This is a genomic window from Trichococcus sp. K1Tr, from assembly GCF_028309625.1.
Taxonomy (GTDB): Bacteria; Bacillota; Bacilli; order Lactobacillales; family Aerococcaceae; genus Trichococcus.
Genome location: NZ_JAQMHR010000002.1, coordinates 502,347 through 515,197 on the forward strand (window position 1 = coordinate 502,347; position 12,851 = coordinate 515,197).

Sequence of the window (12,851 nt, forward strand, 5' to 3'; positions counted from 1 at the left end):
AGGCACAGGTCAGGAACTGGCCTCGGTTAATAGGAGAAACCGCTGTTGCGTTGGATTTTCAACGCAGCAAGTCTGCTCTGTTCCCAGAAGCTCGGTCATTCATGGCCGAGTAGTTCACGTTGAAACCTTTTTGATTTAGGAGTAGAGTTGACTTGACTTGTTGAAAATTTTCAAGCAATCATTCATAAGATTAGAGACAAAATCGAACGAAAGAAGGCGTGCAGATGATTTTTTGGCTGAAATCGGACAAAACAAATGCGGAATATACGGAACTCAATGTCTACAAACGGGGCATCCTGATGGGTGGGATTTCCCATCACAAGGACGACGATTTCTGGCAATGGTGGGTAGAAGGCGTCGGCAAGAAGAAAAACCGCAAAATGTACAAAGAAGCAACTGAGGACGAGGCCAGGCGGGCTGTCGAGTACGAAATCTGATGGTGAAATAGTTGCGCAGGGCAGGGATCATTCTTGGGATGAGACTTGGCCTGCGCTTTTATTTTGGGGTTGTCGGCTGTTGCATTTTAAAGTTGTCCGATAACCGGGAAGAATCGGACAACCAGAGAACGAATGTAGTGTGCGTTGTCCGATAACCGGGAAGAATCGGACAACCGTAGAACGAATGTAGTGTGTGTTGTCCGATAACCCGAAAGAATCGGACAACTACAAGTATAAACGCAAAAAGCAGCCGATGAGGCGTCCCATCGGCTGCTTATGCGTTTCTACAAATCTACAGATCTACACACTGTATTGTTTATTTTTCTCCACGAAGGCTTCGTTGTGCGAGGACACCATCGCGTGCTTTTCAGCGGTAGGGTTCAGGTATTGTTTGACGCTGTTCACCGCATTCACGGCGTCCTGGAAGGTGCCGACCAGCAGGTTGACTTTGCCCGTGTAGGCGATTGCGTCGCCTGCCGCAAAGATGCCCGGGTGGCCGATGCTGCTGTCTGGGCTGCCTTCGATGAAATGATTGTCATTGAACTGGAGGCCCATCGCATCTCCGAACGCGATTGCCTGTTTGCTGGCGAAACCGTGGTTGACGATGACCGCATCGGCAGCGACAGTCCGATGCTCACCGCCGATCGAGAGGGAAACGGCTTCGATTTCGCCTTGGCGGTTGGAACGGAACGAGCGGATCTGCGTTTCCAAAAGCAGCGTGCCGCCGTTGTTGCGGAAAGTCTCAACGCTGTGTTCATGCGCGCGCAGTTCATTGCTGCGGCAAGCCAGTGTCACGTTATTTGCGATGGCCAGCAATTCGTTTGCCTGCTCGATCGCTGTGTTTCCGCCTCCCGAAAGGAAAACTTCCTTGTTGCGGAACGCATCCAGGCTGTTCGGGATGTAATGCAGATTCGTCCTTTCGAACTGCTCCGCACCGTCCACCGTCAACTTGTTCGGCGTGATGATGCCGCTGCCGTATGCAAGGATCACAGCTTTCGAGTAATGATGGTCGCCGTTGCTGGCGCGGATATCAAAAATGCCGGCGACTTTGGTGATCTGGCTGACTTCCGTATTCAGACAGACGGTCGGGTGGAACGTCAGCCCTTGCGTGATGCAATTGGAAAGGAACTGTTTGCCGGTGATCGGCGTCAGACCGCCCACATCCCACAAGATTTTGTCCGGGTACAGGTTGACTTTGCCGCCAAGGACGGACTGGGATTCGATCAGCTTCGTCTTGAGATTGCGCAAACCGCTGTAGAAAGCACTGTACAGACCCGAAGGCCCGCCACCGATTATCGTTACGTCAAATACTTCGTTCAAAAGACCACCTCATTTTCTGTTGACTAATTGTAGGTTATGAATGATAATAGAATAAATTATAAATGAGAATGATTCTCATTATCAATTAAATGATTTTTATTCGGAAATGTCAAGAACGATCCGGAAATGGATCGCTTCTGCAAGGATAAAGAAAGGGGAATGAAGGCATGTGCAGCCTGAAAGTTGAGGAGGTGCAAATCAAATACGACAAGCAGATCATTGTGAAAAATATCTCAGTCACCATCGCGCCGCAAAAAATCACGACAATCATCGGGCCGAACGGTTGCGGCAAATCGACCTTGTTGAAGGCGATGTCGCGCATCCTGACTTGCTCGAGCGGCGATATTCTGCTGGACGGCGTTTCGATCTTTACGATGGGTACGAAACAGTTGGCGAAACGGATCGCGATCCTACTGCAGCGCCAGGAAAACCTCTCGGGCATCACGGTCGAGGAGATCGTCTCGTACGGAAGGTTCCCGCACCGGAAAGGTTTGAGGGGACTGGGCAGCGAGGACAAGGAAATCATCGATTGGGCCATCAAGAAGACGCAAATCGACGAGCTGCGCCACCGCTACATCGATGAACTGTCGGGCGGGCAGCGGCAACGGGTCTGGTTGGCGATGGCCTTGGCGCAAAAGACCGACATCATCTTTTTGGATGAACCGACGACCTATCTGGACATCAGTTACCAGTTGGAGATTTTGGAACTGCTGAAGAAACTGAACGAAGAGGAAGGCTATACGATCGTGATGGTGCTGCATGACATCAACCAGGCATCGCTCTATTCCGACCATATCGTTGCGCTCTCGGACGGCAATGTCGTCTGCCAGGGTTCAGCGGAGGAAGTGGTCACCGCAGCAAACATCGCGGCCATCTTCAATATCCGCCCGACCATCCAGCCGGACGTAAAGACAAAAAAACCAGTCATCATCGGGTATGAATTGATAAAAAAAGGAGAATGAATATGAAAAAAATGAATAAACTATCACTGACAATGTTATTGAGTGCCGGATTGATCCTGGGAGCCTGCTCCGCAACGGATACATCCGATGAGGCGAGCGAAAGCGCAGCAGCCGAAACGGTGACGTACACAACGGTCGACGGCGAAGAAATCGCGGTTCCTGCAAGCCCGGAACGGGTAGTGGTGCTGTCGTCCTATGTTGGGGACCTCATCAACTTCGACGTCAACATCGTCGGCGTGGACGCCTGGTCAGCCGGCAATCCGAATTTCACTGAAGCGCTTGGCGGCGTCGCAGTCGTATCGAATGCCGACGTCGAAAAAATCCTCGAATTGGAACCGGATCTGATCATCGGCTTGGACAACATCGAAAATGCCGACCAACTCTCGGAAATCGCGCCTACAGTATTGTTCACATACGGCGAACTTTCCTACCTGGAACAGATCGTGGAAATCGGTAAAGTAGTGAACAAGGAAGAGGAAGCAGTCGCCTGGGTTGAGGAATTCCAAGCTGAAGCACAAACGGTAGGTGAGGAAATCAAAGCAGCCATCGGCGAGGAATCGACGGTCACAGTTGCCGAGAACTTTGAGAAACAGATGTATATTTTCGGCGACAACTGGGCACGCGGCACGGAAATCCTTTATCAGGAAATGGGCCTGAATATGCCTGAAACGGTCAAGGAAAACGCCCTGGATGCAGGTTATTATGCTATATCCGAAGAGGTGCTAGGTGATTACATTGGCGACTACCTGATCCTGAGTTTGGCCGCAACCGATCCGGAATCGAGCTTCTTGGATGCCGAATGGTTCCAGAACATCCCGGCTGTGCAGAACAACCAAGTGTTTGTGGCGGATGCCGAAACATTTTATTTCAATGATTCGCTATCTTTGGATTACCAACTGGACTTCTTCGAGGAATCCTTTTTAGCGGAATAAGAGGGGACGATTGCAGTGACTAAACGGAAACGAAACGCCTTCGGAATCTATCTGGCAGTGACAGTCACCCTGTTGATTGCGGCAGCAGTCCTGGCGCTTTACACAGGAGCGGCGGACACGGATTGGTCGGACCTGATCGAGGCGCTCATCGGGGAAGGTGGCGGCGATTATTATCTTGTCCTGCGGGGCATTCGTTTTCCGCGCATTCTGGGTGCCTTCTTCGTGGGTAGCTCTTTGGCTGTTGCCGGGGCAATCATGCAGGCGCTGACGCGGAATCCATTGGCCGATCCCGGACTTTTGGGGCTGACTTCCGGCGCGAACATCGCGGTGGCCTTGGTCTATGCCTTGGCTCCGCAGAGTTCCTACCTGCTCATTTCCATTGCCTGTTTCGTGGGTGCGGGCTTGGCGATGCTGTTTGTCTACGGTCTCAGCAATGCGACGAGGAGCGGACAGTCGCCCTTGAATTTGATCCTGATTGGGGCAGCCGTCTCGTTCTTTTTCCAGGCCATCGCGGACGGGATCGCGATCTGGTTCCGCATCTCCAAGGACGTTTCGATGTGGACTTCCGGCGGCCTGATGGGTGTCGATTGGAATATTTTGAGCATCACGCCGGTCATCGGACTGGCGCTGCTGTTGAGCTTAGCATTCAGCGGCCAGTTGACGGTGCTGAGCTTGGGCGAGGAAACAGCGATCAGCATGGGACAAAGGACCAATCTGATCCGGACCGTCCTGATTCTGTTGATTACCTTGCTTGCAGGCAGCGCGGTCGCCATCGCCGGCAATCTGGCCCTGATCGGCCTGATGATCCCGCATGTCGTGCGCAAGATGGTCGGGCAGGATTACCGCAAAATCATTCCGTTGTGCATCACTGTCGGGGGGACTTTCATGATCCTGGCTGATTACATCGGACGCACGGTTGCCAGTCCTTTCGAAATCCCTGTAGTGGCGATTGTTTCCGTGATTGGCGTGCCTTTCTACGTGACGATCGCCAGGAAAGGGGGTATCAAAGCTGTTTAATGAATGGAATCCGACTTATCGGAAAAAGTTGTGGCTATTCGTCTTTTTGTTCGTGGCGGCTTTCATCGTGGCCTTATCCATGGGTTATTCCTCGCTTCCATTGGACCGCATCCTGCAGGTGCTGTCCGGGAACGGGGCTTTTAAAGAAAACTACGTCTTTTACCAGATCCGTTTGCCACGGGCTTTGGTGTTGACGATGGCCGGCGCCTGCTTGGCAGGTGCCGGTATCATCCTGCAGACATTGAGCAACAACGATCTGGCCGATTCGGGCCTCATGGGCATCAATTCCGGAGCCGGTCTCGGCGTGACGATCTTCTACCTGTTCGCGGGCGAAAGCATGCTGAAGTTTTCGGCGGCATTGCCGCTTGTCGCATTCATCAGCGCACTGGTGGCCGCCTCCGCGGTTTATCTGCTCAGTTACAGCCGCAGCCACAAGCAGCACGCGATGCAGCTTGTGGTCATCGGAGCCGGGATCTCCTCCGCCTTTTCGGGGTTTATCATCCTGCTGATGTCCTCCTCAGACCGGACCGACGTCAGCTTCATCACCGCTTGGATGTCGGGAAACATCTGGGGTTCGACCTGGCCGTTCGTGTTCACGATCTTGCCCGGTTGGCTGTTGGCGCTGGGGATCTTCTTCCTGAAGGCCCCGACGCTGAATATTTTGGCGTTGGGTGAGGAGACCGCTGTTGCCTTGGGTTTGAAGCTCCGGAACGAAAAACTGATTCTTCTGCTTTGCGCGGTCGCTATCGCTTCAGCGGCGATCTCGTTGACGGGCAACATCGGCTTCATCGGCCTGATGTCCCCGCACATCGCCAAAAAACTGGTCGGCAAACGGCATGAACGCTACAGTTGGATCGCGCTGCTGATCGGCAGCATCATCCTGTTGATCGCCGATGCGATCGGCCGCACTTTGATGGATACCGCTTTTCCGACCGGTATCGTCGTTTCTCTGATTGGGGCGCCTTATTTCCTGTATTTGCTGTTGGGGAGGATGCGCTGAGTCGATTTAAGTGAGCTGGCGGTCTGGAACGGTTGTTCTTCTCCGGCGAAGGCGGTGTGGCCGGAGCTGCCGGCCCAAACAATTGCTCAGCTCCTGCCAAGCGCTCGCCGCCGGAGCAGAGGGTCCGAAAACGACATCCACCTCCAACGAAGGCTCTCTTGACCGGAGCTGAAGACTAAGCACCACAAATCCTTATTACCGAAAACCTTAAAAAACGCGTCATCAGAAAAAACGCGTCATCAGCCGAAAAAGGGCTGGATGGCGCGTTTTTATGTTCACAAAGCAGTCTTATTAAATAGTTTCACCGCTGCAACAAGCGCGGAAGTAATCATCAGTCCCGTCGTCAGCAGCGGATTCCGCAGTTCCTCAAGCAACAGCGTCCCTTGCAGCATGTCGATGTTGCGCGAAACCAATATCAAGGGATTCCACTCGGCCGCTTCCGGGAACAGATTCCACAAGAACAGCACCATCAGGAACCCACCGGTCAACAGCAGCGGTCCGTAGGCATTTTTGAACAAGACAGCCCCGAGCAGCAATACCGCAATCAACAGCACGCCGAACAGGTAGAGGCTGATGACCGACAGGGCCAAGTTTTCGGTCGTGCCATCAGGGAAGTAATACAGCGTGTATCCCAAAGTGATGAAAAAGCAGAGCCAATAGCTGATGGACCAAAGCATTAGGGCGCCTGTGAATTTTGAAAAAAGGATGGTCCGGCGCGGCAAGCCTTTCGTGACCATATTGATGAGTGTACCTTTTTCGTATTCCTTCGCCATCATGCCGCTCAAGAGGATGACGATGATGAACAGGCCGGTCTGGGTGCCGTTCTTGAAGAATTGGATCCAGGAATCGAGGTTCGTCGGTTCCGCAATCAGGATCGTGATCCCTTCCGGCATGAAATTACCCAACAGATCAGGCAAAAATTTGGCCGTCAACGGGTTCATGATGCCCAACAGTGCAAACAAGGCGATCGCCAGGAACAGCTTGAAGTTGCGCGTATATTCGGTCAGTTCCTTTTTTGTGAAGGCAAGATATGCTCTCATCGGACCACCTCCAGGAAAATATCTTCCAGTTTGGGTTCGGCCGTTTCCAATCGGAGCGGAACTAATCCGGTATCACCCAAGATCCGGATGATCAGCGCCATGGCCTGTTCCGGATCCTCGGCTTGGATGGTGACGGAAGGATCATTTGCACGCAAAGAAGTATTCATCATGCTCAATCGCGGATTTGCTTGGAACACAGCGGCATCTGCCGGAGTCCGGAAGGTGACCGTACTGGAATGTTTGGAGTAGGTGTTTTTCAGCTCCGATACCGATCCTGTCAGGACGAGTTTTCCGCCATCGAGGATGCCCACCCGATCACAGATGGCTTCCACATCGGTCAGGACATGCGTCGAAAAGAGCACGGTTGTCCGTTCCTTCACTTTCAGAAGGATATCCAATATTTCCCTGCGGCCGATCGGATCCAATGCGGAAGTGGGTTCGTCGCAGATCAGCAACCGCGGTTCGTTCAGCAGCGCCTGAGCAATCCCCAGCCGCTGCTTCATGCCGCGGGAAAAGGTTCCGATGCGTTTTTTCACATCCGCCAGCCCGACCAGCTCCAGCAGTTCTTCAGACTTGGTTTGGATGATCGCGGATGGCATGCCCGTAATCTCGCCGCACAGCCGCAGATATTCCTTTGCGGTCATGAAACTGTAAAATTCCGGGACATCCGGCAGGTAGCCGATGAAGCGGTTCGTCCGGGTGTCGCCGTAATGCACTTTTTCGCCGCATACAGAAATTTCGCCGGTATCCGACTGCAACAAGCCCAAAACGATCTTCATTGTCGTCGTCTTTCCGGAGCCGTTCTTGCCGATGAAACCGTAGATCGAGCCTTCGGGGACGGAGAAGGACAAATCAGTGAGGACGCGTTGGTTCCCGAAGGATTTCCCCAAGCCGGCGATCGTGAGGATATCCATCACTCATCGCCCCTTCCAATCAGGAAATACAGGACCGGGCCGATGATGTTCAGGAAGATGATAATGAAGATCCAAAGATTTTTGCTGCCTATTTTTACTTTGGGATGCTTGTTCAGGTGGAGCAGGGCCGTGATCAACAAAATGATTTGAATCACGATTAAAGGGATCAGGATGGGTAAGTATGGCTGCAAATCAGCTATCATAAAAGCTCGCCTTCTTTCTTTTTTCGCCTATTTTCTCATATCTTCATTTTACTTGTCCGATTGATTTTCCACAACCGTAAAGCTCCTGTTCGTTATATAACAAGTATAACACTGGGAGTGGAATTTGCAAGTCGGAAGAGTGGCGAAACCTATCATGTAAGAAGGCCACGCTAAGGTTCACGGCTGTATGGGACTGGCGCGGTCCTGTGCTATAATGAAGCAAAGATACCAGAACAGCCAGAGCTGTCAGAGGAAGGACAGAAGGATGAATCCATTTTTTAAATTGATGCTTAAGTTGATGTCGTCACCAAAAATCAACATGCAGGAAGACTACGCCCGTGTCCGCAAAGTGCAGCATATACTGGCTCCCAAGCCGAAAAAGGGCTATATCATCATGGACCACAAAATCTATTCGGAGGACCGTTCCCATGATATTCCCGTGCGCGTCTTCTATCCGAAAGAGCGCCTGTATAAAGAGCCGCTGCTGTTTTTCCATGGCGGCGGATGGGTCATCGGTGACATCGAAACTTACACGAATGCCTGCATCAATATGGCGGATCTGACCGGCAGGACGGTCTATTCCGTCGATTATCGTTTGGCGCCGGAGCATCCGTATCCGGCCGGTCTCTATGATTGTTACCGGGTGGCGGAAGTATTGCTGAAGCATCTGGAAATGAGCGGTCTTTCGGATGAAAAAGATTTGATCCTGATCGGCGATTCCGCGGGTGGAAACTTGGCGGCAGCCGTGTCTTTGCTGCTTAGAGAAAGAGGCCAAGCGACTCCGATGAAACAGATTTTGCTTTATCCTGTCACCTATTGGGATCATTCTGAAGCATCTCCATTCGAATCAATCCGCACGAATGGGCATGATTACGGACTGACTGCGAAAAAAATGGAAGAATACATGGCGTTGTACCAACCAGATCCCGAGTTGCGCAAGAATGGCTATGTCGCGCCTTTGATGGCGGAAGATTTGTCGAATCAACCGGAAACGCTGGTGATCACGGCCGAATTCGATCCGTTGCGGGATGAAGGCGAAGCCTACGCGGAAGCCTTGAGGGATGCCGGCAACAAGGTACAAGTCCATCGCGTGAATAGCATTGTCCATGGCTTCATCACCTATCCGAAGACAGCTGAATCGGTTGTCGAAGCCTACGAAGTCATCAATGCGTTTCTGAATGCATAGGCCGAAAGGGTTGTTCAATAGAACAAGGGGAAAGGGGGAAAAGCAGTGAACCGAAAAAAGTGGGTACGTTTGGACAATGCCTCCAATATATTTTTGGCTGCCATGACGAGCAGCGATACGAAGGTCTTCCGCATGAGTGCGGAACTGACCGATGCGGTGGATCCGTTGTTGCTGCAGCGGGCACTTGATGAAGTCTATGAGAATTATGTGCTGTACCACAGTGTGCTGCGGCGCGGATTTTTTTGGTATTATCTGGAAGAAAGCGACCTGAAGCCGAAAGTGACGGCCGACGTGTTGCCGCCTTGCGCACAGATCTATCATTTTGACCGGAGGGAGCTGTTATTCCGGGTCTTTTACAACCAAAACCGGGTTCACTTGGAGCTCTTCCATGCCTTGTCCGATGGCACCGGTGCGTTGTGGTTTTTCGAGGATCTGCTGAAGGCCTACATCATGCTGCGTCATCCCGAGGCTTTTGAAGGCCTTGATGCCGCAGCGCACGATCGCTTGAACCACCAACTGGAGGACAGTTTTGCGCATTACTTCCGCAAGGACAAGAAACAGAACTTCACGGATGCGGCGCAATCCGCCATCCGTTCTGTCGCGAAAGTCAGTCAATTGACAGGGAAAAGCCATGCGCAAAAGAGCGCCTTGCCTGAGGAAAATGAGCCGAAGCAGAAGCTCCGCGTGCACCAGTTCCGCGGCAAAAAGACCCCGGACAACCGGCCGCATGTCATCGAACTCGAGATGCCGGTTAAGGACGTTCTTGCCCTGGCTCGGGAACAACAGACTTCTTTGACCTTGTATCTGACCGCCGTGTACATGCTCGCCGTGCGCAAGGCAAGTCAAGATTTCCAACCAGGCTCGGCTATGGCTGTTTCTGTTCCGGTCAACTTACGGCAATTCTTCCCGTCCAATTCTGCCAGGAATTTTTTCAGCACGACCCGCCTGATTTATACTACAGATGAAAATGGGGAAGCGGATGACATTGCCGCAATCGGCCGTACGCTGAAAGAGCAGTTCCAGCAACAGATTACGCCGGAAAGTCTGGAGGAAAAGCTGCGGACGTTGATCGCCTTCGAATACAGCCCATTCACGCGGATGGTCTTCCGGCCGATCAAAGACTTCATTCTGAAGCTGGTCAATTATATCAGCAACCGGAATTTGACGATCGCGATTTCGAATTTGGGAAAGGTCACATTTCCTGATCCGATCGACGGCTACATCAAGAAAATGTATTTCCATACCTCGGCGGTCCGCCCGCAATTTTGCGCCATCAGCCATGGGGAGCACTTGACGGTTAGTTTTACCTCCCCCTTTGTCGAATCAACGATCGAGGAGCAGTTTGTCAGGATTTTGACCGACGCGGGCGTTGCCGTCACAGTCGCAGCGAACAAGGTTTCGAGTGAAGATTTGGAAGGTGAGATATCATGAAACACTGCCAACATTGCAACGCGACCATCAAGGGAGAATGGGAACAATGTCCCTTGTGCCAAACGACCTTGGACGACGCCACCGATCCGGTGCTGCCGGATCCCTACCCGAAGATTCCGTTGCGTTTCAACAAGGAAATTGTCACAAAATACTTGACCTTGATTTCCTTTGTGCTGATCATCGCTTTTCTGCTGATCGAATTGATTTGGATCGGACGGATGGAGAATGTTCAGCTCGCCGTCTTTGGGATCTTGAGCATGTGGCTTTCCGTTTTGATCCTGATCCGGAAACGACGGAACATTGCAAAGGGCATCGTTTATCTGATCGTCTCCTTGTCGCTTCTGTGCATCTATTTGGATTACCTGTCCGGGTGGAGCGGTTGGTCGACCACCTATGCGGTGCCGATCATCTGCAGTTTTGCGATCGTATCCTTATACATCGCGGTACGCCTCGTCAAATTGGGCGTCAGGGACTACGTGTTGTACCTTTTGACAGCTGCCTTGCTGGGGCTTTTGCCGGCGCTGTTCCTGACCTTGGACTGGGTCACGACGTCATTGCCTTCAAGCCTGTCGGTCATGATGAGCGCAGTCACCTTGGTCATCATCCTGCTCTATCACGGCGGAGAGATTTGGCGCGAGCTGGAAAAAAGGATGCATGTTTGAAAAGTGATGCTGCTAAAATTTCCGAGATAAAGTTGTATCTGGCCAAACAAAAAAGCTTTGAGAAATTTGAATTCTCAAAGCTTTTTTGTTTGTTTAATCATTCGGAAGCGTAAGAAGCAAAGCCTTAAGCTGCCTTTTTCTTGAAGACAACGAAAAGGAGCAGCGTGCCTGTAACCAGGATGGAAACAAGCAGAAGGCTATTCCCTTCAACACCTGTCTGAGCCACTTGGTCTGCCTCTAAGTCTGTTTCTTGCAACTCGAAGTTGGCAGGAACCAAAATAGTGTCGATGACATGAATGACCCCATTGGTTGCGTCAATGTCGGTAGTTGTAATGTTGGATTTATTGACCATAGGTTCATCTGAAAGATCGAAAGTAAGCTCTTCACCGTTTAAGGTTTCAGCTTTCATCCCATCTGTTAAATCAGCTGCCATGACTTTTCCGGAAACGACATGGTAAGTAAGAACTTTTCCCAAGTCCGGCTGTGCAAGGAGTTCTTCCGCGGTAATATCCAACTCGGCCAGCAACTTTTCAAAAGCGGCATTGGTAGGTGCGAATACTGTAAAAGGACCATCCCCTTGGAGATCATCCACAAGTTCTGCCTTTTGGAGTGCCGAAACAAGGATACTAAAATCTTCATTCCCGAGTGCAATGCCTACAATGTCGTCGGAAGGTTCGCCGGTAGCAGCGGAAGCCAGAGGAGCGATACTGAATGAGAGAAACAGCAATGTAGCGAGTGAAAGTAAGCGGCGTGTTAATTTTTTCATTTTACCCTACTCCTTTCAATAGTGGGAAATCTTTTGTAATCTCTACTACAGGGTTTATAATAGCATTATGATGTAAGCGCTGTCAATTTTAGGGATTTGCGTGGGCAAAAGAGGGGAGGGAAGAAGTCGTGCGAAAAAACATATGGGTGCTGATCCTCTCCAGGTTACTCTTTCTGCAGATTATCCACTATGGAGTTCAAGAAATAGAGCAAAGAAAGGACGTGGTGGTACCCGAAAAGGCGGAACAGGCAGCATTTCCTCCAGTAAAGGCTTCTTCCACAGACCTCCGTTCGGAAACCATCTCTGCAGCGGATGTAGCTGTTCCTTTGGAGGAACTAACTTTTACTATTAATCCAGCCACGGAATATTATCAGATTAATCCGGATTATGTAGGCTGGCTTTCTGTTAATGGCACCGTTATTGATTACCCGGTCGTCCGTGGGCAGGATAATGAAACGTATCTCACTCAGAATTTCTATCGGGAACCGGATATTTTCGGAGCCATCTTCATGGATTATCGGAATATCAGCATGGGAGCAGACAGGCATACTATCATTTATGGCCACTATACCCAGAATGGCCAGATGTTTGGGGAATTGGATAAATTCCTGAACGAAGATTTCCTGCAGGAAAATTTGGAGTTTATATTCGGTGATGCCTATGCGGAAAGACGTTACAGGATTTTTTCCGTCCATGTGGCTCCAGCTGATACACTTTTTCTGGATATTGAGTTTGAGGGGAACGAGTACACCGAATTTCTGACCATGCTCAAGGACCTTTCCGTCTTTCCGTCAGAAGTAGAGGTGACAGAGGAAAATCATATTCTCACACTGATGACGTGTAACGATTCTGCAGAAAACGGCCGGCTCTTTATTCATGCTGTGGAAGTAACAGAATAGCAACAGCAAATGCTCAGCCGCACATCCCAAAATCGTGGATTCCAAAAAACGCTCAAATATCCGGCGACAGATTGCCGAGTTA

General features: G+C 51.0%; 14 protein-coding genes. 9 read left to right on the forward strand and 5 right to left on the reverse strand.

Features of this window, described 5'->3' with window-relative positions:
* Positions 1–224: 224 nt before the first annotated feature.
* Positions 225–437 carry a hypothetical protein gene (locus PH235_RS05840; RefSeq protein ID WP_272161437.1) on the forward strand — a complete coding sequence of 71 codons (213 nt, stop codon included), beginning with the start codon at positions 225–227 and terminating at the stop codon, positions 435–437.
* A gap of 300 nt (positions 438–737) precedes the next feature.
* On the opposite strand, the gene PH235_RS05845 is transcribed toward PH235_RS05840, so the two are convergent.
* Positions 738–1,757: an NAD(P)/FAD-dependent oxidoreductase gene (locus PH235_RS05845; RefSeq protein ID WP_272161438.1), complete on the reverse strand. Its 1,020-nt coding sequence runs from the start codon at positions 1,755–1,757 to the stop codon at positions 738–740.
* Between the two features lie 167 nt (positions 1,758–1,924).
* Here PH235_RS05845 and PH235_RS05850 point away from each other — a divergent pair, with 167 nt between their 5' ends.
* The 4 genes from PH235_RS05850 to PH235_RS05865 are packed head-to-tail and all read left to right on the forward strand — an operon-like array spanning position 1,925 to position 5,668.
* Entirely contained in the window at positions 1,925–2,719 is a 795-nt protein-coding gene (locus tag PH235_RS05850; protein WP_272161439.1) for an ABC transporter ATP-binding protein, read from the forward strand.
* A gap of 2 nt (positions 2,720–2,721) precedes the next feature.
* Positions 2,722–3,651, forward strand: a complete 930-nt coding sequence (locus tag PH235_RS05855) for an ABC transporter substrate-binding protein (RefSeq protein ID WP_272161440.1) — start codon at positions 2,722–2,724, stop codon at positions 3,649–3,651.
* Positions 3,652–3,666: 15 nt separating this feature from the next.
* The gene (locus PH235_RS05860) at positions 3,667–4,668 is read left to right on the forward strand and encodes a FecCD family ABC transporter permease (RefSeq protein WP_272161441.1); all 1,002 of its coding nucleotides are present in this window, start codon (positions 3,667–3,669) and stop codon (positions 4,666–4,668) included.
* Positions 4,669–4,720: 52 nt separating this feature from the next.
* Complete coding sequence (locus PH235_RS05865) at positions 4,721–5,668, forward strand: FecCD family ABC transporter permease (RefSeq protein ID WP_272161550.1); 948 nt, start codon at positions 4,721–4,723, stop codon at positions 5,666–5,668.
* A 275-nt stretch (positions 5,669–5,943) separates the two neighbouring features.
* On the opposite strand, the gene PH235_RS05870 is transcribed toward PH235_RS05865, so the two are convergent.
* The 3 genes from PH235_RS05870 to PH235_RS05880 are packed head-to-tail and all read right to left on the reverse strand — an operon-like array spanning position 5,944 to position 7,825.
* A complete protein-coding gene (locus PH235_RS05870) occupies positions 5,944–6,708 on the reverse strand; it encodes an ABC transporter permease (protein WP_272161442.1) in 765 nt (254 codons plus the stop codon).
* Complete coding sequence (locus tag PH235_RS05875) at positions 6,705–7,622, reverse strand: ABC transporter ATP-binding protein (RefSeq protein WP_272161551.1); 918 nt, start codon at positions 7,620–7,622, stop codon at positions 6,705–6,707. The genes PH235_RS05870 and PH235_RS05875 overlap by 4 nt, the downstream gene beginning before the upstream one ends.
* Positions 7,622–7,825 (reverse strand): PLDc N-terminal domain-containing protein, encoded by a 204-nt coding sequence (locus PH235_RS05880; RefSeq protein WP_272161443.1) that lies wholly within the window; start codon positions 7,823–7,825, stop codon positions 7,622–7,624. Before PH235_RS05880 ends, PH235_RS05875 begins: the two co-directional genes overlap by 1 nt.
* A gap of 265 nt (positions 7,826–8,090) precedes the next feature.
* Between PH235_RS05880 and PH235_RS05885 the strand changes: the two genes are divergently transcribed.
* The 3 genes from PH235_RS05885 to PH235_RS05895 are packed head-to-tail and all read left to right on the forward strand — an operon-like array spanning position 8,091 to position 11,104.
* A complete protein-coding gene (locus PH235_RS05885) occupies positions 8,091–9,011 on the forward strand; it encodes an alpha/beta hydrolase (protein WP_272161444.1) in 921 nt (306 codons plus the stop codon).
* 45 nt (positions 9,012–9,056) lie between these two features.
* Positions 9,057–10,442 carry an alcohol acetyltransferase gene (locus PH235_RS05890; RefSeq protein WP_272161445.1) on the forward strand — a complete coding sequence of 462 codons (1,386 nt, stop codon included), beginning with the start codon at positions 9,057–9,059 and terminating at the stop codon, positions 10,440–10,442.
* Entirely contained in the window at positions 10,439–11,104 is a 666-nt protein-coding gene (locus PH235_RS05895) for a DUF6320 domain-containing protein (RefSeq protein WP_272161446.1), read from the forward strand. The genes PH235_RS05890 and PH235_RS05895 overlap by 4 nt, the downstream gene beginning before the upstream one ends.
* A 124-nt stretch (positions 11,105–11,228) precedes the next feature.
* Here the strand turns inward: PH235_RS05895 and PH235_RS05900 are convergent, their stop codons facing one another.
* Positions 11,229–11,870: a fasciclin domain-containing protein gene (locus PH235_RS05900; RefSeq protein ID WP_272161447.1), complete on the reverse strand. Its 642-nt coding sequence runs from the start codon at positions 11,868–11,870 to the stop codon at positions 11,229–11,231.
* A 128-nt stretch (positions 11,871–11,998) separates the two neighbouring features.
* Between PH235_RS05900 and srtB the strand changes: the two genes are divergently transcribed.
* Positions 11,999–12,769 (forward strand): class B sortase, encoded by a 771-nt coding sequence (srtB, locus tag PH235_RS05905; protein WP_272161448.1) that lies wholly within the window; start codon positions 11,999–12,001, stop codon positions 12,767–12,769.
* Positions 12,770–12,851 lie beyond the last annotated feature (82 nt).